This is a genomic window from Streptomyces sp. NPDC093586, assembly GCF_044764905.1.
GTDB lineage: Bacteria > Actinomycetota > Actinomycetes > Streptomycetales > Streptomycetaceae > Streptomyces.
The window spans coordinates 25,773-49,421 of record NZ_JBIWJA010000039.1; the positions used below are offsets into that span (position 1 = coordinate 25,773).

The following is a 23,649-nucleotide window of genomic DNA, read 5'->3' on the forward strand; positions in this document are numbered from 1 at the left end:
CCCCGTTGTCCCCCTGCTCCCCGGCGGGGCTCAGGCGGCCGTTCCCAGGGCCGCTCGCTCCGGTACGTCCCCGTCGCCGGTCCGTACCACCACGGGTGCCGTGGTCCGGCGGCCGTGCAGGAGGTGGCCCGCGCCGATGGCGCCGGCGATGATCAGGCCGCCCGCCATCAGCGCGCCGCGCGCCCCGGCCAGTTCCATCAGCAGGCCGAGCACCGGCGGCCCGCCGAGGCTCCACACCGTGCCGATGCTGCCCCACACGCCGAGCACCCGGCCCCGCAGGTGCGCGGGCGGGTCGGTCTGCAGGACCGCCGTGCCCGCGGTGTCGGAGACGGACTCCACCACCGCCATCGGCAGCACCATCACCAGCAGGACGGCCAGCGACGGCGACAGCCCCGCCACCACCTGCAGCAGACCGCCCGCCGCCGCCAGCGCGCCCACGACGCGCACCGAGGGCCGGCGCAGCCGGGCGCCCAGGACCGCGCCGATGATGCCGCCGACCGCCAGGACGGTGGAGACCGTGCCGAACGAACCGGCACCGCCCGCGAGCGGTCCGGTGACGAGCACGGCCAGCGTGAGCTGGTAGTTGCGCCCGAAGACGGCGCTGACGGCGGTCACGCCGGCCAGCGCGAGCAGCCGGGGGCGGCGCGCGAAGAAGGCCAGGCCCTCCCGCACGCTCATGCCGTCGTCCGCGTCACGCCGGCCGCGTGCGGCGCGCACCGGCGCACCGGCCGTCCGGACCGCCCCGCGGGCGGGGCGGAGGAAGGGGACGACCGACGCCACGAACAGGAACGACAGCCCGTTCGCGGCGTAGGCGGCGGCCGTGCCGAGGAAGCCGACCGTCACGCCGGCGAGTGCGGCGCCCGTCAGGCGGCCCGCCTGGTGCACCAGCGCCCCCACCCCGATGGCGGACGGGACGTCCTCGGGCGGGACCAGGTCGTTGCCCAGCAGGGAGCACGCCGGGCCGTCGACGGTGGCGATGACGCCCGTGACGGCGGCCAGCACCATCAAGGAGGTGATGTCGAGGCGGTCCAGCGCCACCAGGAGCGCCGTCGTGAACGCCACCGCGCCGAGCAGCGCCTGACTGACCGCGGCGGTCAGTTTCCGCGGCCAGCGGTCGACGGCCGCGCCGCCGAACACACTGATCAGCAGCGCGGGCGCGGCCTGCACGGACATGGACAGGCCCGTCGCGGCGGCGGACCCGGTGATCTGCAGGACCAGCAGGTTCTGCACCGTGAGCTGCATCCACGTACCGGCGTTCGACACGAAGTTCGCGACGGACCACCAGCGCATGCTGCGGTACCGCAGGGAACGCCACGGCGAGCGGGACGCGGCCTCGGACGGGGCCGGCGCGGGGGCCGGCGGAGCTGGGGCGGAAGAAGAAGACACAGTGCGCCACTCGAAGGCGAGTCGTGAGACCCGGAAGGACAGAAACACGGGAGTGAGGACGCCGGCTGCGCTGCGCGGCCACTCCGATGAGCCGGGAGACGGCGCCGACCATCGTGGCAGAAGGGACGGGCGAGTCGATTCCGGACAACCGTGCGGCGCCGCCCCGCCGGAGGCCAAACCCCCGACGGTATCGCCCACTTGGGGCCGCGAGTGTGGTTGATCACAGGGGCCGGACCGTGCGGAGCGACCGCCCCGGCCCGCGTGACGGCCGACACGTCCACCGCGTCCGCCGTCCGGCGCCGCGCGTCCGACGGCGGCGCACCGCGGGAGCACGGCAGGCGTCAGAGCATGAAAGCGACTCGGTGGGGCACCCGGGGGCACGCTCGTCACGCGTTCCGCCGGCGCAGCGCGGAGGAAGGACGGTCTCCTCATGATGCCGATGGCGGCGTTCACCCCGTACGACAGGGCCCGCGCACCGTGGGCCCGGGCGCTGGTGACCGGTGGCGCGGGCTTCCTGGGCTCCCGCCTCTGCACCCGCCTGCTCGATTCGGGTGTCGAAGTCGACTGTGTGGACAACCTCTCCACGGGACGGGCCGAGAAGGTGGCCCATCTGGCCGGCCGCCCCGGGTTCCGCTTCCTGGAGCGGGACATCTCCGAGCCCGGCTGTACGGAGGCCCTCACCGGCCCGTACGACCTGGTCCTGCATCTGGCCGGCCCCGCGTCGCCCGCCGCCTGGCCGGACCGGCCCGTCGAGCTGCTCGACACCGGCAGCCTCGGCACCCGGGCCGCGCTGGGCGTCGCGGCACGGGACGGCGCGCGCTTCCTGCTCGCCTCCTCACCGCCGTACCTCCCGGCCGGCCCGGCGTCGGGCCCGCGTCACGCGGACCCCGGACCCGGCACCGACCCGGTCGGCCCGCACAGCGCCTGGGCCGAGGCCGTCCGGTTCGCCGAGGCCCTGGTCACCGCGCACGCGGGCGCCCACGGCTCGGACGCCGGGATCGTGCGGCTGTTCACCGGCTACGGGCCCGGCATGCGGACCGACGACGGCGCGGTACCGGCCGCCTGCATCGAACAGGCGCTCGCCGGGGAGCCGGTCACCGTCGCCGGGAACGGCAGCCTCACGTACCCCCTGTGCTACGTCGACGACATGGTCGACGGCGTCCTGCTGGTCGCGGCCGGCCGCTCGGTACGGCCCGTGGACATCGGCGGCGACGAGGCGCCGACGGCCCTGGAGATCGCCCGGTGCGTGATCGAGCTGACCGGCTCCGAGGCGCCGCTCGTCTTCGTCGATCCGCCGGGCGACCTGCCCGTGCCGCCCCGCCCGGTCACCGGCTTCGCCCGCGAGATCTTCGGCTGGCTGCCGGGTGTGCGCTGGCAGGACGGCCTGGAGCGCACCGTCGCCGCGTTCCGGGACCGGCCCGAGCGGGTGCCGACGGCGACGAGGGAGCGGGCGGGGGAGTGGGGGGGGGGGGGGGGGGGGGGGGGGGGGCCCGGGGGGGGGGGGGGGGGGGGGGGGGCGGGCCGGGCGCCCCCCCCCCGCCGGGGGGGGGGGCCCCCCCCCCCGGCCCCCCCCACCACTCGCGTGCGTCAGCTGTGCTTGCCCCGGCCCGTCAGCGCGTCCCGCACCCGGTCGACCATGCCCGCACCCGGTGCCAGGAGCTTGTTCATCGGGGGCTTGTCCGGGGCGGACGGATGCGGCCGCGTCGGCGCCGTCTTCTTCGCCTGCCGGACCTTGTCGCCCAACTGGTCCAGGGCCTCGGGCGGGCACGCCTCGCGGAGCCTGGGGAAGAGGTTGCCCTCCTCGTCGGCGACATGCGCGCGGATCTCGCTCATCAGCCTGCCGATCAACCGGTCGAACTCGGGGTCGTCCGCCCCGCAGCCCTCCAGGTCCTTCATGATCTGCTCGGCCTCGGCGTGGTCCTCGAGCTCCTTGTCGGCGAGAGCGCCCCCGTTCGGCACGTGCTCGCGCACGGCCGGGTACAGGTACGCCTCCTCCGCCACCGAGTGCCGGACCAGTTCGATCGTGGCCTGGTCGGCGTACAGCTTGCGGTCCTTGTGACCGGCCGGCAGTGCCTCGATCTTTCCGAAGAGCTCCTCGACCTCGCGGTGATCGGTGGTCAGCTCGTCGATGACGTTTCCGCCGTGTCCCATGTTCCACCTCCAGTCGTATCGTGACGGCCGGGGTACCGGCCGTCACGGGCGTCGGGTCCCCCCGCGGGTGCTGTACTGACGCGGGTTCAGCAGCCCAGCCTGGACCGGATGCCGCCGGCCGCCGCCGCGGGGCGCGCCGCGGCCCGGACCGAGCGCTGCACCGTGTGGGCCTCGTGCCGCAGTCCCTTGGCGGCGTGCCGGCCCCGCCACATCAGCGAGGGCGCGCCCCCGGTGTCGTCCGCGGCGATCAGCAGGCCGCCCAGCATGGACAGGTTCTTCAGGAAGTGGATGCGCTGCTGGGCCCGCTCGGCCGGGTCCTCGGCCTCCCAGAAGCGGTGTCCGGCCAGCGTGGTGGGCACCAGGGTCGCGGCGATGGCCAGGGCGGCCAGCCGGGGGAACCGGCCGAGTCCGAGCATGACGCCGCCCACCACCTGTACGGCGCCGTTGAGCCGTACGAGTTGTTCGGTGCTGTCCGGCAGCACGGCCACGCGGTCTGTCACGGGCCGGACGACGGATTCGGCCACCGGCGCCACGTCCTGGGGACGGCGCACGGAGTGCAGGCCGCCTGCGACGAACATCGAGGCGAGCATCGGACGGCCGGCCAGACGCAAAAGACTCATGACGCTCTCTCCTGGGTTGCCGAGGGTGTGGTGTCTACCGGGATCATCAGGTGCCCCGGCGGGGCGGCGCCATTCGGCGCCGGGCGCGGACCCGGTGGCCGCGGGCACCCGGCCGTACGGGCTTTCCGCAGGTCACAGGCTGGTGAGGAGCTGCGGTGGCAGATTCGTGATCATGGTGTTGGTCCAGCGCATTTGGCGCAGCGTCTGCGGGCGGCGAGGGCCGGCAGCCCGCCGTTCCCCGGCGCCCGGGCCGCCTGGGCGAGGTCTCCCCCGCCGGGGCCGAGCCGGTCTGCGTCCCGGACGGAGACCACCACCCCCCCGTCCGGGGCGGCGTCGGAGAGCTGCGCGGCCCGGCCGGGGGCGTCCGGCCGCCCAGGGGGCGCGATCCGGTCCGCGGACTCCTCCATGCCGGCCTCCAGCCACGTCGCCGTCCCCTTGGCGGGCGCCGGGTACCCACTCGCCGCCGGCCGACGCACGGGACCTTGTGGGAGCGGTCCCAGTCCGGCAGGATGCTGCGGTGACCTCGACCGCCGCCGTACGCCCCTACCGCCCCGCCGACGCCCCGGCCCTCGACGACATCTGCATCCGCACGGCCCACAACGGCCGCGACAGCCGGCCCGTGTACGCCGATCCCACCGTCCTGCCCGCGATCTTCGCCGCCCCCTACGTCCACCTGGACCCGGATCTGTGCTTCGTGCTGGACGACGGGCGGGGCCGGGCCGTCGGCTACATCCTCGGGACGGCGGACACCCCGCGCTTCGCCGAGGAGTTCCGCGCCAAGTGGCTGCCGCGGGTCGCCGACCGCTACCCGGCGCCGGACGGGCCGCCCGGCACCCCGGACGAGCTCATGGCCACCCTGCTGCACGACCCCGAGCGCATGATCGTGCCCGAGCTGGCCGCCTACCCCGCCCATCTGCACATCGACCTGCTGCCCGAATGGCAGGGCCGCGGACACGGACGGGAGCTCATGCGCGCGTTCTGGCGGGCGCTGCGCGAGCGCGGGGTGCCGTCCGTCCACCTGGTCATGGCGACGGCCAACACCCCCGCCCGGGCCTTCTACGACCGGCTGGGCTTCCACGAGATCCGGGCGGTCGGCCTGGACCCCGCGGACGTCACCTGCCTGGGGCGCACGACCGAGGACCACGCCGACCGTCCCTGACCCGCCGGGGCGGGCGTTCAGGCCGTGCCCAGCCGGTAGACGCCGAAGGCCCGGCGGATCACCGGCTGGGCCACGTTGCGCACCCGCACCCCGCCCGCCGTCATGCCGTGCTCCGTGCCCAGGTGCGCGTGGCCGTGGACCGCCAGGTCCGCGCCGACCGTGTCGATCGCCTCGGCCAGCAGATAGCTGCCGAGGAACGGATGGATCTCCGGCGGCTCACCGGCGAGGGTGTCGGCCACGGGCGAGTAGTGCGTCAGGGCGACGCGCGCCGCGCAGTCCCGGTCGTCCAGCTCCTTGAGCGCGGCGTACAGGCTGTCGGCGGAGCGGCGGGTCGTACGGACGAACTCCTTCATGACCGGCTCGCCGAACTCCCCGGCGCTGCGGCCCACGAAGCCGCCGCCGAACCCTTTGGTCCCGGCGATCCCGACGCGGGTCCCGGCGCACTCCACGACCGCCGCCTCGCCCTCCAGCACCGTCACACCGGCGTCCTGCAGGAGGGCGGTGACCTTCTCGGGCTGTTCGTCGTGGTGGTCGTGGTTGCCGAGGACGGCCACCACCGGCACCGCCAGACCGCGCACCTCCTGGGCCACCACCCGGGCCTCCTCCGGGGTGCCGTGCCGGGTGAGGTCCCCGGCGAGCAGCAGCAGGTCCGCGCACTCGGGCAGGGTCTCGAACGCGGGCCGCAGCAGCCCCTGGCTGTCGAGGCCCATGTGGATGTCTCCCACGGCGGCGACGCGGATCATCACAACTCCTCCGCATGGTCGGGACGGGTGGCGTCGGCCACCACGATGTCGCTGTGCACGGTGAGCCCCGCCAGCTCCTCGCGCACGACCCGCAGCAGGATCTCGCGGCACTGGGCGGAAGGCACCGTGCCGGTGACCACGACGGCCCCGGCCCGCATCTCGGTCCGCACCCCGAGCTCGGCGAGCTCCTCCGCGGCGAGCCGGTCCTGCAGGTGGGCCACGCGGTACTCGACGTTCTCGGCGGCCGGCACGGGGCCGCTCGCGGCCGGTCCCTGATGTCCGACGGGGTCGCTCATCGGTGCCCCTCCTTCGCGGGGGAGGCCGGGGAGATGATCTCCAGCCGTTCGAGGATGAAGAAGAACGCGGCGGGCATCGGGGCGTCGCCGCAGTCGCGGCGCAGCCCGTCCCAGTCGATCTTCTCCCGCAGCGTGCGGGCGATGGGCAGCACCGCCCCGAAGTCGCAGTGGTGCTCCGAGAAGGCGGCCAGCAGACCGCGCAGCAGGTCGGTCGGCGACAGGACCGGCATCAGCACCGAGTCGACGGAGAGTTCCTGCGCCCGGTCCAGCAGGTCCGCGGTGACCGGCCGGTGCGCCAGCTCGAAGATGAGGTCGACCTGCTGTCCCATGCAGCTGGCCTTCAGCAGCCAGTCCTCGGGCGGCGTGTAGACCTCGATGCCCGCTTCGCGCAGCGTACGGGCGACGGCCTCCGCGTCGTCGGGCCGGATGCAGAAGTCGACGTCGTGCTGGAGGTTCTGAGTACCACCGTGCGCGTACACGGCGACACTGCCCGCGAGGGCGAACGGGTGCCCCTCCTTCTTCAGGATCGCGCCCACCTGCTTGGCGGCCTGGAGGATGGCCTGGTTGCGGTCGACCGGGAGTTCCTCACGGAGTACGTCGTCATAGGCGGCGGGCCGGGCGTCCCCCGCCGCCGGACGAAGCTCGGACACGCCGGCGCGTCGGTCGAGAGCCTGATCGTCGGCGGGCTGCGTCATCGTTGTCCCCTCTCCTGGTCTCCTGGTCGTGGTCCTTTGCGGACCGGACCGGTCGTCGCCCCGGTTCGGGTACCCGGCGGGGCACCGCCGACACGAGGCCCGTACCGCTCGGTCGCCCGGTGCGTTCCCGGCCGGTTCCGGGCACCCGGACGGCATGAACGACAAGCACGAGCGGCAGCAGGACGACGCGGCCCGCCGGACCGTCGAGCGGCTGGTGGCGGCGTGGCTGGAGGAGACCGGGCGGCACGACCCCGCCGCGGCCCGGCGGGCCCGCGCCGGCTGGGAACGGGGAGCCCTGCCGGAGGGGGCCGCGCAGGACCTGGCCACCTGGGTCACCGCGCGGATCACGGACACCGGCTTCACCGAGGACGAGGGGCCGTACGTCGAAGGGCCCGTGCGCATCAGCCCGTCGGACAAGGACGCCGTGCACGGCTGGCTGCGGGCCCACGGGCACGCGGTGTGACGCGCCCGGCGGGAGCCGGACCGGGCGTCATCTGTTCTGGGGCTGCCACTCGAACATCAGGAGCGTCGCGTCGTCCTGCAGCCGGCCCTCCTGCGAGTCCAGGATCGAGTGGATCAGATGGCGCATCGACTCCGGCGCCAGCTCCCCGCCCGCCGTGGCCCGGATGACGTAGTCGGCGAACCGTTCGAGACCCAGCAGCTTCTTTTCCCGGGTGCGGGCCTCGGTGACCCCGTCCGTGTAGACGAGCACCCGGTCCCCGGGCTCCAGACGGAGCTCGTGCGCCCGGCGCGGCCCGGTGGCGAGCAGGGCCGGCATGCCCAGGGGCGGATCGGCGTCCCGCTCCATGGCGTCGGTGATCAGCCGGTGGGCGCGGATGAGGATGGGCGCCGGGTGACCGCAGTTGCACCACCGCAGCACGCCGGTGGCCAGATCCAGCTGGGCGATGAACGCCGTGCAGAACTTGTCCGGCAGCCAGCGGGCGAGCACGTCGTCCACGGACGCCACCAGCTCGGCCAGGTCAGCACCGTTGCGCCGGGCGTTGCGGCAGGCCGCCAGCGTGACCGCGCTGGTGAGCCCGGAGGCGAGGTCGTGCCCCATCGCGTCCAGGACCGTGACGTGCAGCGTCGTCTCGGTGAGCGAATGGTCGAAGGCGTCGCCCCCGAGCTCGTAGGCGGGCTCCAGGACGGCCGTCGACACCACCTGTCCGTCACCGATGGTGCGGGGCGGCAGGAAGGCGCGCACCATCTCGGAGGGCAGACGCATCCGCTCGGTGCGGGTGCGCCGCACGTACGAGTCCTCGTAGGCCCGCTTCGAGGTGATCATCATGGCCAGCAGCGAGGCGAGCGCCCTGCCGCGGGTCAGGGAGACCGACGTGAGCGCCGTCTGGCTCACGGCCAGTACACCGAGCCGCTCCGCACCGTCCAGCAGCGGGTACCAGGCGATGACGTCGCCCGAGTCCGACTCCTCCACCCGCAGCGACTGCGTGCGGTACGCCCAGCCCGCCAGCGATCCGTCGACGGGCAGCGCCGAGGCCACGTCGGTCTGCGGGACGAGGAGCCGCTGCTGGAGGTCGACGAGGTAGACCACGGCGCGCTGCAGCCCGAGTGTCCTGGAACAGCGGGCCGCGGCGGTGGCCAGGTCCAGCGTCAGGTGCTCCGGGTCGGCGAGGAAGTCCAGCAGCGCGTCGCTCGCCTCTGACGTCGACACCTCGTCTCCCCTCGTCGCATGACCGCCGGGTCGGGCGCACTGCGCAGCAGTCTGGCACCACGCCCCCGGGTGCGCGCGCCGAGCGGATCGTCCCCGGGACGCTTCGGCCGCCGCAGGCCGGGCACGCGGTCCGTCGGACGAACCCGAGCGCCGAGGAGTGGTGCCCCATGACCGAGTACGAGCGTTCCCGCACCATGCCCGCACAGCCCGAGCAGGTCTTCGACCAGGCCGCGAACGTCGGTCAGATGGACACGTGGCTCCCGCGGGAGCTGCACGTGGAGGTCGGGGACCCGCCCGCCGTAACCGTCCACGAGGACCGCGGCGACCAGGACACCTCCGCGCTGCTGAGCGCCCGGCCCGAGCAGATGCGGCTCGAATGGGGCACGCGCGACCAGGGCAGTTACGCCGGCTGGCTCCAGGTCGCCGGCCTCGACGCCGGGGCCAGCGAGGTCACCGTGCACCTGTCGTTCTTCGACGACAGCCACGACCCGGGCGGGCAGGCGGTGGCCGACGCCCTCGACACCAGCCTGCGGCGCCTGGAGGAACAGGTGCGGCTGCGCACCGACAACGCGGCCGGCTGAACCGGCGCCGCGGCCACTGTTTCCCGGCGGCGGCGTCCGGGCCTCTTCCCGGTGGGCCGGGACGGCACCACCGTGGCCGTCGTGCGGTGGGGACGCATGAGGGGCTTCGAGCACGCGCAGGTGGCCGGCTTCGAGTCCACCACCGTCACGGCCGTGGACAAGCTGTACCGACCCGCGTGGGGGTGGGCCGGTCGGCCGGCCCCCACGGTGTGCTCCGGAGCCCGGTCAGCAGTCCGGCACGCCGGCGATCTTCTCGCCGCCCCGCAGATACAGGTTGTTCACCCAGGCGATGTCACTGCCCGAGAGCTCCTGCACCGCCGTCCACCAGCTGTTGCCGCCGACGGCCGGGTCGTGGACGTACTGACTCTGCTTCTGGCAGACGGCGTCCACCCAGTAGCGCGAGCGGACCGCCAGCACGCCGGAGTCGGTGGTCGGCCGCTGGCGCAGGCGGACGTCGGTGGCCCAGATGTAGACGTCGGTGAGCGCCGGGTCACCGCCGCTCGCCGTGGTCGGGGCGGCCCCGGCCGTGGCGACGACCGCCCCGGCGGTGAACGCCGTCGCCGCCAGCACGGTGACGGAGCGGCGCAGCAGCCGCTTCATGTGTGTGTCCTCCATGATGTCGATCCCCCATGCGATCGTGGTCGTCGGTGGTGGAGGCTCGGCCCGGTGGCGGGCCGTGCCGGTCAGCGGGTCGCGGAGGCCGGCAGGCCCCGTACCGGTCGCCCTTGAGGTGAACGGCGCTCACACGGCCCTCGACGAGCTCCACCCGGACGTCGTCGAGCGGGCCGAGCAGCGCGAGCGCACCCGCCCCGACGAGCGCGGCCCTGGTGAACGGGCGAACGGTCACGGGTGATTCCCCCTGTTTCGAGGCGCCGTCCTGAGGCGGTGTGCCGTCGGACGGCATCCGGCGTGCACTCGGCACTGTAGGGAGACCGGGCGCGCGGGGGTCCCTGACAAGTGTCAGGGCACCGCCGGATCGGGAGGCGCCCGCGCTACGTCACGACGGGCGGGCCCCCGCCCGGGCGGAAGGTCGCCCGTTGGCCGTGCCGGCAGTGCACGATCCGGTCCGCGAGCCCCTTGCGGTCGGCCTCGGCGAGGAAGGCGTCGAGCGGCGAGCGGAAGACCGTGTAGTCGTCGTAATGCACCGGCAGGATCCGCCGGGGGGCCAGACGCCGCGCGAGCTCCGCGCCCTGGCGCCCGTCCATGGTCACCACGAAGCCGCCCGGCAGCGTGGTGCCGCCCAGGTGCAGCACCGCCAGGTCCAGGTCGGGGAAGCGGCGGGCGATCTCGTCGAGGCCGTCGAAGAGCAACGTGTCCCCGGACACGTACAGCCGGTGCAGCGGCGGCCCGTCGGCGGGCCCGAACTCCAGCAGGCTGCCCATCACCGGCGGCAGCAGACGTCGCAGCGCCGGGTGGCCGGCGTGGCGTCCGGGCAGCGCCGTGACGCGTGCCCGGGCGTCCCCGTGCCGCACGGTCTCCTGCTGCCAGGTGCGCAGTCCCACAGCCCGGTGGAATCCGTGCACGCCCTGCAGCCGGCGGGAGGCGTGCGGGGTGGTGACGATCGGCACCGACCGGGACAGCCGCCGCCGGGTCACCCGGTCCCAGTGGTCGCCGTGCAGATGGGACAGCAGTACGGCGTCCAGGTCCGGCAGATCGCGGGGGTCGAGGGCGGGTTCGGTCAGGCGACGGCTCGTCAGGCCGTGACCGAGGTAGGCGCGCTGCCCGCGGTGGAGGAAGTTCGGATCGGTCAGCAGGCTCAGCCCGCGGTACCGGAGCAGCACGGTGGCGTTGCCGATGAAGTGGATCCGCAGACTGTCGTCGGGGGACGGGGACATCAGCGTGCTCCTGTCCGGAAGCGCTCGCCGGACCCGGCCCGTCCGGATCCTCGTGGAAGCACGGAGTACCCCTCGCGCCGGCGTTCACCCGGCACCCCCGGGCGGGTCCGGAGGTGTCCGCGCCGCGGGCCGGGGCACCCGCCCGCCATGGACGTACACCGCCGCCCGCTGCTCGACCGCACCCTGCCCCTGCTGACCGAGGGGTACGCGTGGCTCCCCAACCGCATGCGCGAGAGCGCCGACTCCGTGGTGCGCACCCGGCTCATGGGCCGGCCCGCGCTCGCCGTACGCGGCCCGGAGGCCGTGCGCTTCTTCTACGACGAGAGCCACGTCCGCCGGCACGGCGCCCTCCCCGGGCCCGTGCTGGACACCCTGTTCGGACAGGGCGCGGTCCACACCCTCGACGGCGCCGCCCACCGCACCCGCAAGGAACTCTTCCTGCCGCTGCTCGACCCCGACCGGGTCGCCGGCGTCACCGAACACGTCACCGAAGCCTGGGACGACGCCGTCCGGGCCTGGTCCGGACGCGACCGCGTCGTGCTGTTCGACGAGGCGGCCGTGGTGCTGACCCGCGGCGTGTGCCGCTGGGCCGGACTGCCGCCCGGCGGCGTCGACGCCCGGACCCTGTCCCGGGACCTGATCGCCATGGTCGACGGGTTCGGCGGCCCGGGGCCCCGTCACCTGCGGGCCCGGCGCGCCCGCACCCGCCAGGAGACCCGGCTGGCCGGCCTGATCGAGGACGTGCGCTCCGAAGCGGTGACCGCCCCCGCGGACTCGGTGCTCGAGGCGGTGTCCCGGCACCGCGACGTGTCGGGAGAGGCGCTGGACGCGCGGACGGCGGCGGTGGAACTGCTGAACGTCCTGCGCCCCACGGCCGCCGTGAGCTGGTTCGTCGCCTTCAGCGCCCACGCCCTGCACCGGTGGCCGGCGAACCGGGAGCGGCTGCGCGCGGGGGACAGCGCGTTCGCGACGGCGTTCGCGCACGAGGTCCGCCGTTTCTACCCGTTCGCCCCGTTCCTCGGCGGCCGGACCGTCAGGGACCTCACCTGGCACGGCGAGACCGTCCCCGCCGGGGGCATCCTGTTGCTCGACGTCTACGGCCAGAACCACGACGAGAAGCTGTGGGGCGACCCGTACGCCTTCCGGCCCGAGCGGTTCCTGGAGCGGCCCCCCGCACGCGACGAACTGATCCCGCAGGGCGGCGGCGACCCGGCGGCCAACCACCGCTGCCCCGGGGAGCGCGTCACCGTGGGCCTGCTGGAGTCCCTGGCGACGAGGCTGGCCGCCCTGGAGTACACCGTCCCGGAACAGGACCTCTCCATCTCCCTGCGCCGCATCCCCACCCGGCCGCGCGACGGCGTCGTCATCACCGGCGTACGCGCCACCTGACGGCCTGTCATCCACCGGGCTCGACGGCGTCACGCCGCCCGGTGTGCTCCGCGTGGTCGTGCCGGGAGATTCCGGGGTGGTGGAGGTCGAAGGCGGGCGACTCCGAGCGCACGCGCGGCAGTGCGTGGAAGTTGTGGCGCGGCGGGGGGCAGGACGTGGCCCACTCCAGGGAACGGCCGTAGCCCCAGGGATCGTCGACCCCGACCGGCGTGCCGTACCTGGCGGTCTTCCACACGTTGTACAGGAACGGCAGCGTGGACAGGCCCAGCAGGAAGGCGCCGATGCTGGAGACCGTGTTGAGGGCCGTGAAGCCGTCGGCGGCCAGGTAGTCGGCGTACCGCCGCGGCATGCCCTCGACGCCGAGCCAGTGCTGCACCAGGAACGTGGTGTGGAAGCCGGCGAACAGCGTCCAGAAGTGCACCTTCTCCAGCCGGTGGTCGAGCATGCGGCCCGTCATCTTCGGCCACCAGAAGCTGAAACCACCGAACATCGCGAACACGATCGTGCCGAACAGCACGTAGTGGAAGTGGGCGACGACGAAGTACGAGTCGGTGACGTGCCAGTCCAGCGGCGGCGAGCCGAGGATCACCCCGGTCAGGCCGCCGAAGAGGAAGGTGACCAGGAAGCCGGCCGCCCACAGCATCGGCGGCTCGAAGGACAGCGACGCCCTCCACATCGTGCCGACCCAGTTGAAGAACTTCACCCCGGTGGGCACGGCGATGAGATACGTCAGGAACGAGAAGAACGGCAGCAGGACGGCGCCGGTGGCGAACATGTGGTGCGCCCACACGGTGGCCGACAGCCCGGCGATGGCGATGGTGGCGCCGACCAGACCCACGTAGCCGAAGACGGGCTTGCGCGCGAAGACGGGGATGATCTCCGTGACCACGCCGAAGAACGGCAGGGCGAGGATGTACACCTCGGGGTGGCCGAAGAACCAGAACAGGTGCTGCCACAGGAGCGCTCCGCCGTACTGGGCGTCGAAGACGTGCGCACCGAAGTGCCGGTCCGCCTCCAGCACCAGCAGGGACGCCGCCAGCACCGGGAAGGCCAGCAGCACCAGGACCGAGGTCAGCAGCACGTTCCACACGAAGATCGGCAGACGGAAGATCGTCATGCCGGGGGCGCGCATGCAGATGATCGTCGTGATGAAGTTGACCGCCCCGAGGATGGTGCCGAAGCCGGACAGTGCCAGCCCCATGATCCACAGGTCACCGCCGAGGTAGGGGGCGCGCTCGCCGCCGCTGAGCGGGGCGTAGGCGGTCCAGCCGAAGTCGGCGGCGCCCTGCGGTGTGAGGAAGCTGCTGAGCACGATGAGCCCGCCGAAGAGGAACAGCCAGTACGAGAGCATGTTCAGCCGCGGGAAGGCGACGTCGGGGGAGCCGATCTGCAACGGCATGACGGCGTTGGCGAAGCCGGCGAAGGTCGGGGTGGCGAAGAGCAGCAGCATGATCGTGCCGTGCATCGTGAAGGCCTGGTTGTACTGCTCGTGGGAGAGCAACTGCAGGCCGGGCCGGGCCAGTTCGGCCCGGACGAGCATCGCCATCACGCCGGCGGCGAGGAAGAACCCGAACGACGTGATGAGGTACAGGTGCCCGATGCGCTTGTGGTCGGTCGTGGTCAGCCAGGAGACGATCACCCGGCCTCTGCGGCGGCGCCGTGCCGCCGGGGCCGGAGCGGTCGGTTCGGTCTGAGTGGCCATCGGACCAGGGCACCGCACGCCTTCCCGGCTGCGTCGATGCCACGTCAGGCACCCACCGATGTACGGCCGATTGGCTGATCGTTTCTATCCGTCCGGGTGCCTCACGGGTCCGCGGAAGCGTACGGGCCGTCACCCGAATGGCCCCCGCACGCTATTGGGGACGGCCGATCCGGTGTCTCCTGGAGTGTGTCAGCGGCGTCCAGGCTGGGAGGCCGGTCATGTACGAAATGTGCGTGGGCCCGGAAAAGACGGGCGGAGCGTTGGTGTGGCACGTGATGGCCAAGCAGGCCGCGGCCACCCTGTGCGGACAGAAGCTCCGCGAGCGTATCGAGGCATCCGACGGCGAAAGGGCACGACACTGCCCTGACTGCATGGCTTCGTTCGAGAGGCTGATGACAGCAACGCCGTGCTGACGGTCCGTCCGCGACGCCGTCCGCCCCGCCGCATCCCGCGGCGGGGCGGACGGCGTTCCGCGGCCGGGGCGCCCCTGCGGTGCGGTCGGCGTGGGCGCGGAACGGTGCGCGCGCTGCCGGTGCGGGCGCGTTCCGATGATCACTCGCATGGGGCGGTGTCACGGCGTTCGGCCGGGGAAGTCGCGGGTCACGCCGGTCGCGCAGTCCTCCCGCGTCCGGCGCGGCGGGTGTGCCGCGGCCGGGATCCCCGAGTCGGCCGCGGCGCACCCACTCCGCCGCAGGACCGGCCCGCCCCCGGCCCGCCCCGTACCCCAGTGGGACAATCTGCCCGCAGGGGCGGCGTCGTGGTCGTGGCCGTCCGGGAGCGGAAGGAGCCGTGCGCATGATCGAGTGGGTGCCCCTGGGGCACGGTGCCAGACCCGTTCCCCGGCCCGTCGCGGCCCCGCTGGTGTGGGCGGGAGCCTTCGCCGGGGCGCTCGTCCTGGTGGCGGTCCTCAACGGCACCGTGGGTTCCGGCCGTCCGGGACTCGCGCTGGCCGTGCTCTCCGTCCTGGCGGCGCTGCTCGGGCTGTGCGCCCGGTTCACCGCCGCGCCGGGAACGGCCCTTCTGTGCTGGCTCTCCCTCAACGGCTTCGCCGTCCCGCCCGCCGGCACCCTCACCTGGGCCGGACGGCGGGACGCGGCCTGGCTGGCGTGCCTGCTCGGCGCGGCCCTCGTCGGCACGGCACTGGCCCGGCTGGCCCACGCCCGCGCCGCCTACCGCCGGCTGACGACGGAACCCGGGCCCGGGACGACGGCGCCGGGCGACCTGTGACACGACGGCTCGCGGGGAGCCGGTCCCCGGAGCGTCGACGCGTCTCGGAGATGCGCACGGCGGCCGGGAGGGCGTCTCCCGGCGGAGGCGGATTCCGTACGTCCACGGCGACGGCGCGACGTCTGCCGATCTGCGGGCGCGTCCGGCGCCGTGAAGCCCGGCGTCTCCGGCACGCGCGCTCGCCCCGGCGGGGAAGGGTCTCGCCGGGCGCCCGGCGAGACCCTGGTGTGCCGCTGCGTTCGCTCAGGCCGTGTGCAGGGTCAGCCCGTAGCGGTTCAGGATCTCGTTGACCGGCTGGAACCAGGTCTCCCCACCGCCGGAGCAGTTGCCCCAGCCACCGGAGGTGACGCCCTGCGCCTGGTCGCCGCTGATGAAGGAGCCGCCCGAGTCGCCGGGCTCGGCGCAGACGCTGGTCTTCGTCATCTGGTGCACGGCGCCCTGGCTGTAGTTGACCGTCTCGTTCTTGGCCAGCACGGTGCCGCAGTGCCAGTGGGTGGTGGAACCGGAGCGGCACACGGAAGCGCCCACCGGTGCCTCGGCCGAGCCGCGCACCAGCCGGTCGGGCACGGTGCCCCAGCCGAGGACGACCGGCACCGTCCACCAGCCGCTGCCCACGCCGACCCAGGCGTAGTCGTTGTCCGGGAACGAGGAGCCCTGGAACGTGCCGACGTACGACCCGTCCCAGCCGCTGACGCCGGCGCCGGCGCGTCCGCAGTGCCCGGCGGTGACGAATCCGCCGTGCACCGAGAAGCCGATGGAGCAGCGGACGTTGCCGGTGTAGTACGGGTCGCCGCCGACCGTGCCCGCCGCGAAGGTGCGCGGGGCGGACGGCACCGTCCGCACGGTCACCGGGCCTGCCGCGCGGGCCCGGGCCACGAAGCGCCGGACATCGTTGTCGGCGCGTTCGGTGTCGACGACCTCGACGACCACCGTGTTGGCGGCCGGGTCGACGTGCCAGCCGCTGACGCCCGCGGGCGCGTCCAGACGGTCGACACGCTGCTTGGCGGCGTCGAGCTGCCGCGCGCTGTGTGTGACGGTGCGGACGTCGGCACCGGTGGAGCGGACGGCCCGGACCGTCGCGGGGGAGGCGTCCGAGGTGACGGCCACGGTCAGCCGGCCGCGGTCGGCGTCGAACCACGAGCCGCCGAAGGCGTCCCCGGCGGCCCGGTGCGCGGCGGGGGCGAGGTCGGTGGCCCGGCGCTCGGCCGCGAGCCGGTCCTCGGCCTGGGCCCGGGTGAGGCCGAAGTCGCGCTGCATCGCCTGGAGGAGACCGGGGGAGCCGGCGGGTGAGCCGGCGGGCGAGCCGGTCGCCGAGGCGGGAAGCGTACCCGCCGCCGTCCAGGTGCCGAGGATGAGGAGGGTGGCCAGGCCGCAGTTCCTGAGTCTGCTGCGTCTCACGGGGGTGCCCTTCGTCGTTCCAGCGAGGTGGGGGTGGAACAACCGCGGTCTGAGAGCGCTCTCATCGGGGTTGACCCAAGCTTAGCCACGCCGGTTTATCAGGTCCATGCCAATGCGCCGCTTTTTCCGGAGAGCCCCGTCCGCCCTGGTTGGCCCCCCGCGGACGGGGCACTCAGTGCTGAGTCCTGGCCAAGCTCTCTGACCTGGAGGCGTGCGTGGCGGTTCGGCATCGGTTGATCAAGACGACTCCGCAGGCGGTGTGGGACGTGCTCGCGGACGGCGGGCTGTACGCGGACTGGGTCGTGGGCACGTCGTCCTCCACCCCCAAGCGGGGGCAGTGGCCGCAGGTCGGCGCGGCGATCACCTACGAGGTGCGCCTCGGGCCCCTTCGCCTGCGCAACGAGACGGTCGTCAGACGCTGCGAGGAGGGCTCCGTGCTGGAACTCGAGGCGATCGCCGGCCCGCTCGGCACGGCGCGGATCGCCATCGAGGTCCGTCCCTGGGGCGAGCAGTGCCTGGTGATCGTGGACGAGCACCCGCTGAGCGGCGCCGGCGGAGTGCTGCACAACATGAGCGTCGAAGCGCTGATCCAGCTGCGGCACCGGGCCATGCTCGCCCGGCTGGCCAGGCTGTGCGAGGACGGAGCCGGCGAGCAGCGCCGGCCGGACCCGGACCCGGATCCGGCGCCCGGAGCGGGAGCCGGCCGTGCCTGACGCCGTCGTGATCGGCGCCGGACCCAACGGACTGGTCGCGGCGAACCTCCTCGCGGACGCCGGCTGGAGCGTGGAGGTTCTGGAGGAGCAGCCCGAGCCGGGCGGGGCCGTGCGCCACGACGGCGAGGTCGCCCCCGGCTTCGTCAACGACCTGTTCAGCTCCTTCTACCCGCTCGCCGCGGCCTCCCCGGTACTGGCCGGCCTGCACCTGGAGGAGCACGGGTTGCGCTGGGCCCACGCGCCCCATGTGCTCGCCCACCCCCTGACCGACGGCACGTGCGCGGTCCTCGACCGCGACGTCGGCACCACCGCCGCCTCCCTCGACGTCTTCGCGCCCGGGGACGGCGCCGCCTGGCACCGCCTGCACGACGTCTGGGACCGCTACCGGGCCGACATCCTGGACGCCGTGTTCACGCCCTTCCCGCCGGTGCGGGCTGCCGCCCGGCTGGCCCTGCGCCTGCGCGGCGCGGGCGGGCTGCGGCTGGCCCGCACCCTGGTGCTGCCGGTGCGCCGGCTGGGCGAGGAGGAGTTCCGCGGTGAGGGCGGCCGGCTGCTCCTGGCGGGCAACGCCCTGCACGCGGACCTGGCCCCGGAGGCCGCCGGGAGCGGCGGCTTCGGCTGGCTGATGTCGATGCTCGGCCAGACCTACGGCTTCCCCGTGCCCGCCGGCGGCTCCGGCGCCCTCACCGAGGCCCTCGTCCGCCGGCTGCGCACGCGCGGCGCCACCCTGCGCTGCGGGCAGCGCGTCGACCACGTCGTCGTCCGCGACCGGCGTGCGGTGGGCGTGCGCACGGCCGGCGGGGAGACGGTCGCCGCCCGGCGCGCCGTCCTCGCGGACGTGTCCGTGCCCGCCCTGTACGGGACGCTCGTCGACCCGGCGGACCTGCCCGCCCAGGTCCTCTCCGACCTCGAGCGCTTCCAGTGGGACTTCGCCACCTTCAAGGTGGACTGGGCGCTGGACGGCCCCGTGCCCTGGCGGTGCGCCCGGGCGGCGGGGGCCGGGACCGTGCATCTGGCCGACGGCCTCGACGAACTGACCCGGTTCGCCGCCCAGATCGCCATGCGGCAGGTCCCCGACCGCCCCTTCGCCCTGTTCGGCCAGATGACGACCACCGACCCGTCCCGCTCACCGGACGGCACCGAGTCCGCCTGGGCCTACACCCACGTCCCGCAGGACGTCCGGGGCGACGCGGGCGACGAGGGGATCGGCGGCTGCTGGGACACCAAGGAGCAGGAGCTCATGGCCGACCGGGTCGAGCGCCAGGTGGAGCGCTTCGCCCCCGGCTTCCGCTCCCTGATCCGGGCCCGCCGCATCCTGGCCCCGCCGACCCTGCAGGCGATGGACGCCAATCTCCACGGCGGCGCCATCAACGGCGGCACCACCGCCATGCACCAGCAGCTCTTCTTCCGGCCCGTGCCCGGCACCGGGCGGCCGGAGACACCGGTCGCCGGCCTCTACCTCGCCTCCGCGGGAGCCCACCCGGGAGGCGGCGTGCACGGTGCGCCCGGCGCCAACGCCGCGCGGGCCGCCCTGCGGCAGCACCGGCTCGCCGGCCTCTCCCGGGCCCAGCGCGTCCTGACCGGCCGCGACCGCACCGGGGACAGGCGATGACCGGCCCCGGGCCGCGCGAGGGGCCACCGGTGGCCGGCAGTCCGCTGCGCGACCGCACCGTCGTGGTGACCGGTGCCGCGCGCGGACTGGGCGCCGCACTGGCCGCGGAGTGCGCCCGCCGGGGCGCCCGGCTCGCGCTGCTCGGCCACGAGAAGCCCCGGCTGGACGCCGTGGCGGCGGCCCTGCCGGGCCCGGCCCTCGCCCTGGAGGCCGACGTCACCGACGCCGCCGCGCTGGACGCCGCGGCGCACGAGGTGCGCCGGCGTCTCGGACCGCCCTCGGTCGTGGTGGCGAACGCCGGCATCGCGGCGGGCGGGCCGTTCGCCGGGTCCGACCCGGCCGAGTGGCGCCGCGTGATCGACGTGAACCTGACGGGCAGTGCGCAGACCGTGCGCGCCTTCCTGCCGGATCTGTTCCGGACGTCCGGCTACAGCCTCCAGATCGCCTCGACCGCGTCGTTCGGCGCCGCTCCCATGATGAGCGCCTACTGCGCCTCCAAGGCGGGCGTGGAGGCCTTCACCCACGCCCTGCGCGCCGAGGTGGCGCACCACGGGATCGCCGTCGGTATCGCCTACCTCAACTGGCTCGACACCGACATGATCCGCGACGCCGACCGGTACGCCGTCCTGCGCGAGCTGCGCGCCCACATGCCCGGCCCGGCCCGCCGCACCCACCCGGCCGACGTCGCCGCCGCCCGCCTGGTGCGCGCCGTGGAACGCCGCCGCACGGCCGTGTACGTGCCCGGATGGCTGCGCCTGGCGCAGCTGGCGCGCACCACCCTGCCGGCCGCGGTCATGCGGGTGACCCGCCGCGAACTGCCCGGGCTGGAGGCCACGGGCGGCATGGACGCCACCGGCCCGCTCGGCGCGGGCGGACGGGCCGACCGTACGGCGCGGGAACCCGGGGCGTAGCGCCCGTACACGGCACCGCTCACCGGACGGGTCAGCGCGGCCCGCACCGCCGTGCCAGGGCGCGCAGCAGGGCGGACCGCCCCCGGTCGGGAACCGTCCACAGCGGCTCGCCGCGCACCCCCCACCGCTCCAGCAGGGCGTTGGCCGCGAGGAAACCGGAGGTGGCGGCGCGCTCCATCAGGGCCACGGGCAGGCCCGTACGGACCAGGTCCCCGGCGACGACGAGCGCCGGGTCGGGCGTGCGCACCGTCGGACGGTCCGCGTGGCCCCCGACCGTGAACAGGGGGCAGTCCGCCCGCCACTCGTGGCGCGCGGCGACGACGCGGGCGTCCCGGGTCTCCGGGTAGACCCGGTGCAACTGGTCCACGAGGCGTTTCTCCTCGACGTCCCGGACCGCCGTCGGCGGCAGGGCGTAGGCGTGGAGTTCGACCACCGACCCGCCCGTGCGGGCCGCCCAGCGCGCCGCCTCGCCCTCCCAGCGGGACAGCACGCTGACGTTGTCCAGCGAGCCGAAGCCGCTGGTGCCGAGGAAACCGGGCCGGCCTGCCGCGACGGGGCGGTCCAGCCACAGCCGGGACACCAGGAACGGCGGTGCCGTCCGCAGCCGGGCCACCCCCGCCCGCCAGGCGGCGTCCCCCAGCCCGGGCGACCGTCCCACCACCGCCCGCAGGCCGTCGGTGTCCAGCGCCAGCACCACGGCGTCGTACGCCCGGGCACCGGTGCCGTCGACGACCAGGTGCCCGCCGGACGGGCCCGGGCGGACGGCGTCGACGGGCGCGGCGGTGCGCACCTCGACGCCGTGCCGGGACAGGTGCCGGGCGAGCGGGTCCCACAGCGCCTGCGGGAAGGGCTCACGGGGCACGTCGAACAGCAGGCCCTCGCTGGAACCGAGGAAGTAGATGTGGAACATCAGGGCCATCTCGGCGGCCGACAGCTGCCGCGGGTCCGCGAAGAAGCTGCGGGAGAACACCTCGAAGGCCAGATGCCGCGCGGCCGCGGGGAAGCGCAGGGTGTCCAGGAAGTCGTGGGCACTGACGTGGTCCAGCCGCTCGTGGACGCGGCCGGTGCGCACGTCGAGCAGGGGCAGGGCGGCGGCCGGCCGCAGGGCGAGCAGGTCGCGCGGCCGGAAGCTCGGGCTGAGGAGGGCGAAGCCGAGGGCGCTGAACGGGGGAGTGCGCGGCACGCGGCGGAAGCCGTCGCGCAGACCGCTGCTGTGCAGCAGGGGATAGTCGGGCAGCCCGGTCAGCATGCCCAGCGCGGGATCGGTCCGGCGCAGCAGGGCCCGCAGGTTGTAGTACTGGCGGAAGAACGCGTGGAAGCCCCGGCTCATCGTCGCGGGCGTGCCGTCGGGCAGGGCGACGGGCCATCCGGAGACCCGGCCGCCGAGCACCGGTTCGCGTTCGTGGAGCACCACGCGCACGCCCCGTTCGGCGAGCACGGCCGCCGCCGCCAGCCCCGCGATCCCGCCGCCGATCACCGCCACGCACGGCGGGTCACCGGCGATCCGGTCCCGCCCCGGCCGGGGCGCGAGGAGCCGGGCGTGCCGGTCCCGCCCCGGGATCCGCGTCCCGTCGCGCCGGCTCACCGGGCGGCGCCCGTCTCCTCGGCGGCACGCCGGCCGAGGAAGGTGTGGGCGATGCCCGTCTGCCACCCGGGCAGCGGCAGCACGCGGACCCGTTCGAAGCCGGTCCGGGCCAGCCGGGCGGCGAAGTCCGGCGCGGTGTCGAACTCGGCGACGCTGCGCCGCAGATGCCGGTACAGGGCGCGGTCGCCGGTGACCGTGCCCAGCGGCACGATGACGCCCCGGCACACCGCGGACCACACCAGGCGGTCGGCGCGGCGCCCGCCGAGCGCGTACTCGTGCACCGCCAGGGCGCCGCCCGGCACGAGCAGCCGGCGCACCGACCGCAGGACGGCGTCGGGGTCGGCCAGGTTGCGGAACAGGTAGGCGGCGAAGACCGCGTCGAACGGACCGCTCACCCCGGCGGAGCCGAGCTCCTCGGCCGGGGCGTGGACGAAGCGCACCCGCGACGGCCACGGCTTGGCCCGCGCCGCGCGCAGCATGCCAGACGAGGCGTCGGCCCCGGTGATCTCGGCGGCGGGGAACACCGCGGCCAGCGCCGCCGTCGACGCGCCCGTGCCGCAGCCCAGGTCGAGCACCCGGCGCGGGGCACCGCCGTCCGCGAGGGCCAGCCGGCGGGCGGAGCGGCGCAGCTGGGCGTGGTAGCCGGGATTGAGCGCGACCAGCCGGTCGTAGCGCCCGGCGCCCCGGTCGAAGGCGGCGGCCAGCGCGGCATCGCGCAGCAGGGACATGGAGGGCTCCCGAGGGGTCAGCGGACAAAGGTGTGGCGGCGGGGCAGCCACGGCAGTTCGGCCGCCGTGCGCAGCATCGGCAGGACGGGGGTGCGCACACCGACCGCGAGGTCCTCGTGGAATCGGGTCCGCCCGTCGAGGAAGCGCAGCAGCCGCCGGGCGGGGACGCGGTCGAACAGCCGGAAGAAGAGGTCGGGGCCGTCGACCCGGCCGGTGTCCAGCGCGCGCAGCAGCACCGCGTCCATCAGCCGTGCCCGGGCCGGGTACGGGGCCGGCGGAACCGGGCTGCGGCCCGTGCGGACGGCGCGGGCGACGGCCTCCGCCTGGCGCTGCACGGCGGCGAACGTGTAGCCGGTGGAGGCGCGCGTCGCCCCGCCCGCCGTCCCGATCCGGAAGACGGCGCCGGAGTCCCCGGCCCGCCGCTCGAACAGCGCGTCGGTCATCGGGATCACCCCCTGCTCCGTCGACAGGACCTCCGCGGCGCCGATGCGCAGCACGCGGCGCGTGTAGTCCTCCAGGGCGCCGTCGTACTGCTCCCGGGTCAGCGGCTCGGGGCCGAACTCCGTGTACTCGACCAGCGCGGTGTGCAGGCCGGTCGGCAGGACGTAACCGAAGGACAGGCCGCGCGCCGGCTGACGGGTGCGGAAGTCCATCAGGTCGACCACCGACGGGTCGAAGACCGGCCGTTCGGTGCGGACGAACCAGCCGCGGAAGTGCTGGAGGAGACGGGTGCGGGCGGCGCCCGGGCGGCCGGGCGGGCGGGAGTCGAAGACGCAGCGGGAGCACAGCGAGACACGCCGGCCGGCGGCGTCCGTGGCGGACACGCGCGCGGTGCCGTCCGGCAGGGCGGTCACCGTGCCGACGGTGGCCTCCAGACGCCGCAGCCCCGGCCGGTCCCCCAGGTCCCGGTCCACCAGCGCCTCGAAGTCGTCCGAGCGGATCATCTTGTAGCGCGCGGGCGCGATGTGCCGCCGTACGGCCGCCCCGTCCCGGCCGTGCACCCGCAGCCACTCCCACGACGCCGTCACCGCCGGTTCGAAGCGGCCGGGGCCCGTCTCCCAGAAGCACCAGGTGCGCCGCGGCGGTCGCAGCGCACCGGCGGGCGGCTCGATCAGGACGACGGAGAGGGCAGGACGACGGGGCGTGCCCGCCGGGAGCCGGTGCGCCAGGGACAGGCCCGCGGCCCCGGCGCCGACCACGACGATGTCCGCGTCGACCACGGCACCTCCTCCGCCCGCCTGCCTGCCCG

The 23,649-nt window shown here is 74.9% G+C and carries 24 protein-coding genes and 1 pseudogene; 10 read left to right on the forward strand and 15 right to left on the reverse strand.

Translation table 11 applies throughout. The features are described 5' to 3' along the window. Positions 1 to 30: 30 nt before the first annotated feature. The gene (locus ACIRFH_RS29910) at positions 31 to 1,290 is read right to left on the reverse strand and encodes an MFS transporter (protein ID WP_403527467.1); all 1,260 of its coding nucleotides are present in this window, start codon (positions 1,288 to 1,290) and stop codon (positions 31 to 33) included. 526 nt (positions 1,291 to 1,816) lie between these two features. Between ACIRFH_RS29910 and ACIRFH_RS29915 the strand changes: the two are divergent. Further along, positions 1,817 to 2,860: pseudogene (locus ACIRFH_RS29915) on the forward strand (NAD-dependent epimerase/dehydratase family protein); the annotation flags it as partial. Positions 2,861 to 2,973: 113 nt separating this feature from the next. Here the strand turns inward: ACIRFH_RS29915 and ACIRFH_RS29920 are convergent. The 3 genes from ACIRFH_RS29920 to ACIRFH_RS29930 form a co-directional block, all read right to left on the reverse strand. Further along, entirely contained in the window at positions 2,974 to 3,537 is a 564-nt protein-coding gene (locus ACIRFH_RS29920; RefSeq protein WP_403527471.1) for a hemerythrin domain-containing protein, read from the reverse strand. Positions 3,538 to 3,623: 86 nt separating this feature from the next. Continuing rightward, positions 3,624 to 4,157, reverse strand: coding sequence for a DoxX family protein (locus ACIRFH_RS29925; RefSeq protein ID WP_403527474.1), 534 nt, complete (start codon positions 4,155 to 4,157; stop codon positions 3,624 to 3,626). A gap of 170 nt (positions 4,158 to 4,327) precedes the next feature. Continuing rightward, on the reverse strand, positions 4,328 to 4,564 hold the full coding sequence (locus tag ACIRFH_RS29930) for a hypothetical protein (protein WP_403527583.1): 237 nt from the start codon (positions 4,562 to 4,564) through the stop codon (positions 4,328 to 4,330). A gap of 110 nt (positions 4,565 to 4,674) precedes the next feature. Between ACIRFH_RS29930 and ACIRFH_RS29935 the strand changes: the two genes are divergently transcribed. Further along, entirely contained in the window at positions 4,675 to 5,316 is a 642-nt protein-coding gene (locus ACIRFH_RS29935) for a GNAT family N-acetyltransferase (RefSeq protein ID WP_403527477.1), read from the forward strand. Positions 5,317 to 5,333: 17 nt separating this feature from the next. Here the strand turns inward: ACIRFH_RS29935 and ACIRFH_RS29940 are convergent, their stop codons facing one another. The 3 genes from ACIRFH_RS29940 to ACIRFH_RS29950 are packed head-to-tail and all read right to left on the reverse strand — an operon-like array spanning position 5,334 to position 7,050. After that, complete coding sequence (locus tag ACIRFH_RS29940) at positions 5,334 to 6,059, reverse strand: metallophosphoesterase (RefSeq protein ID WP_403527480.1); 726 nt, start codon at positions 6,057 to 6,059, stop codon at positions 5,334 to 5,336. After that, entirely contained in the window at positions 6,059 to 6,355 is a 297-nt protein-coding gene (locus ACIRFH_RS29945; RefSeq protein WP_403527485.1) for a BON domain-containing protein, read from the reverse strand. The genes ACIRFH_RS29940 and ACIRFH_RS29945 overlap by 1 nt, the downstream gene beginning before the upstream one ends. Beyond that, positions 6,352 to 7,050: a nucleotidyltransferase family protein gene (locus ACIRFH_RS29950; protein WP_403527488.1), complete on the reverse strand. Its 699-nt coding sequence runs from the start codon at positions 7,048 to 7,050 to the stop codon at positions 6,352 to 6,354. The genes ACIRFH_RS29945 and ACIRFH_RS29950 overlap by 4 nt, the downstream gene beginning before the upstream one ends. 154 nt (positions 7,051 to 7,204) lie before the next feature. Between ACIRFH_RS29950 and ACIRFH_RS29955 the strand changes: the two genes are divergently transcribed. Further along, positions 7,205 to 7,513 (forward strand): hypothetical protein, encoded by a 309-nt coding sequence (locus ACIRFH_RS29955; protein WP_403527491.1) that lies wholly within the window; start codon positions 7,205 to 7,207, stop codon positions 7,511 to 7,513. A gap of 27 nt (positions 7,514 to 7,540) precedes the next feature. Here the strand turns inward: ACIRFH_RS29955 and ACIRFH_RS29960 are convergent, their stop codons facing one another. After that, positions 7,541 to 8,719, reverse strand: a complete 1,179-nt coding sequence (locus ACIRFH_RS29960; protein ID WP_403527494.1) for a PP2C family protein-serine/threonine phosphatase — start codon at positions 8,717 to 8,719, stop codon at positions 7,541 to 7,543. A 167-nt stretch (positions 8,720 to 8,886) separates the two neighbouring features. Between ACIRFH_RS29960 and ACIRFH_RS29965 the strand changes: the two genes are divergently transcribed. Then, on the forward strand, positions 8,887 to 9,300 hold the full coding sequence (locus ACIRFH_RS29965) for an SRPBCC family protein (RefSeq protein WP_403527497.1): 414 nt from the start codon (positions 8,887 to 8,889) through the stop codon (positions 9,298 to 9,300). 225 nt (positions 9,301 to 9,525) lie between these two features. Here the strand turns inward: ACIRFH_RS29965 and ACIRFH_RS29970 are convergent, their stop codons facing one another. Further along, positions 9,526 to 9,915, reverse strand: a complete 390-nt coding sequence (locus ACIRFH_RS29970) for a peptidase M23 (protein WP_403527500.1) — start codon at positions 9,913 to 9,915, stop codon at positions 9,526 to 9,528. A 115-nt stretch (positions 9,916 to 10,030) separates the two neighbouring features. On the opposite strand from ACIRFH_RS29970, the gene ACIRFH_RS29975 reads away from it, so the two are divergent. Beyond that, the gene (locus ACIRFH_RS29975) at positions 10,031 to 10,153 is read left to right on the forward strand and encodes a hypothetical protein (protein WP_403527504.1); all 123 of its coding nucleotides are present in this window, start codon (positions 10,031 to 10,033) and stop codon (positions 10,151 to 10,153) included. 139 nt (positions 10,154 to 10,292) lie between these two features. On the opposite strand, the gene ACIRFH_RS29980 is transcribed toward ACIRFH_RS29975, so the two are convergent. Next, positions 10,293 to 11,135: an MBL fold metallo-hydrolase gene (locus tag ACIRFH_RS29980; RefSeq protein ID WP_403527507.1), complete on the reverse strand. Its 843-nt coding sequence runs from the start codon at positions 11,133 to 11,135 to the stop codon at positions 10,293 to 10,295. Between the two features lie 147 nt (positions 11,136 to 11,282). Here ACIRFH_RS29980 and ACIRFH_RS29985 point away from each other — a divergent pair, with 147 nt between their 5' ends. Then, entirely contained in the window at positions 11,283 to 12,524 is a 1,242-nt protein-coding gene (locus ACIRFH_RS29985) for a cytochrome P450 (RefSeq protein ID WP_403527510.1), read from the forward strand. A 7-nt stretch (positions 12,525 to 12,531) separates the two neighbouring features. Here the strand turns inward: ACIRFH_RS29985 and ctaD are convergent, their stop codons facing one another. Beyond that, a complete protein-coding gene (ctaD, locus tag ACIRFH_RS29990) occupies positions 12,532 to 14,226 on the reverse strand; it encodes a cytochrome c oxidase subunit I (protein ID WP_403527513.1) in 1,695 nt (564 codons plus the stop codon). A gap of 795 nt (positions 14,227 to 15,021) precedes the next feature. Here ctaD and ACIRFH_RS29995 point away from each other — a divergent pair. Continuing rightward, positions 15,022 to 15,453: a hypothetical protein gene (locus ACIRFH_RS29995; protein ID WP_403527515.1), complete on the forward strand. Its 432-nt coding sequence runs from the start codon at positions 15,022 to 15,024 to the stop codon at positions 15,451 to 15,453. Positions 15,454 to 15,696: 243 nt separating this feature from the next. Here ACIRFH_RS29995 and ACIRFH_RS30000 read toward each other — a convergent pair whose 3' ends face one another. Continuing rightward, complete coding sequence (locus ACIRFH_RS30000) at positions 15,697 to 16,851, reverse strand: S1 family peptidase (RefSeq protein ID WP_403527518.1); 1,155 nt, start codon at positions 16,849 to 16,851, stop codon at positions 15,697 to 15,699. 215 nt (positions 16,852 to 17,066) lie between these two features. Between ACIRFH_RS30000 and ACIRFH_RS30005 the strand changes: the two genes are divergently transcribed. From ACIRFH_RS30005 to ACIRFH_RS30015, 3 genes are read left to right on the forward strand one after another with little or no spacing between them, the layout of a single operon-like run. Beyond that, entirely contained in the window at positions 17,067 to 17,564 is a 498-nt protein-coding gene (locus ACIRFH_RS30005) for an SRPBCC family protein (protein ID WP_403527520.1), read from the forward strand. Next, positions 17,557 to 19,176 carry a phytoene desaturase family protein gene (locus ACIRFH_RS30010; RefSeq protein WP_403527523.1) on the forward strand — a complete coding sequence of 540 codons (1,620 nt, stop codon included), beginning with the start codon at positions 17,557 to 17,559 and terminating at the stop codon, positions 19,174 to 19,176. Before ACIRFH_RS30005 ends, ACIRFH_RS30010 begins: the two co-directional genes overlap by 8 nt. 29 nt (positions 19,177 to 19,205) lie before the next feature. Continuing rightward, positions 19,206 to 20,087, forward strand: coding sequence for an SDR family oxidoreductase (locus ACIRFH_RS30015; protein ID WP_403527526.1), 882 nt, complete (start codon positions 19,206 to 19,208; stop codon positions 20,085 to 20,087). A 31-nt stretch (positions 20,088 to 20,118) separates the two neighbouring features. Here the strand turns inward: ACIRFH_RS30015 and ACIRFH_RS30020 are convergent, their stop codons facing one another. Genes ACIRFH_RS30020 through ACIRFH_RS30030 form a run of 3 tightly spaced genes read right to left on the reverse strand, consistent with a single transcriptional unit; the run spans position 20,119 to position 23,620 of the window. Next, the gene (locus tag ACIRFH_RS30020) at positions 20,119 to 21,672 is read right to left on the reverse strand and encodes an FAD-dependent oxidoreductase (protein WP_403527529.1); all 1,554 of its coding nucleotides are present in this window, start codon (positions 21,670 to 21,672) and stop codon (positions 20,119 to 20,121) included. Next, complete coding sequence (locus tag ACIRFH_RS30025) at positions 21,669 to 22,400, reverse strand: methyltransferase domain-containing protein (protein ID WP_403527532.1); 732 nt, start codon at positions 22,398 to 22,400, stop codon at positions 21,669 to 21,671. The genes ACIRFH_RS30020 and ACIRFH_RS30025 overlap by 4 nt, the downstream gene beginning before the upstream one ends. 17 nt (positions 22,401 to 22,417) lie before the next feature. Further along, positions 22,418 to 23,620, reverse strand: coding sequence for a lycopene cyclase family protein (locus tag ACIRFH_RS30030; RefSeq protein WP_403527535.1), 1,203 nt, complete (start codon positions 23,618 to 23,620; stop codon positions 22,418 to 22,420). Positions 23,621 to 23,649: the final 29 nt, after the last annotated feature.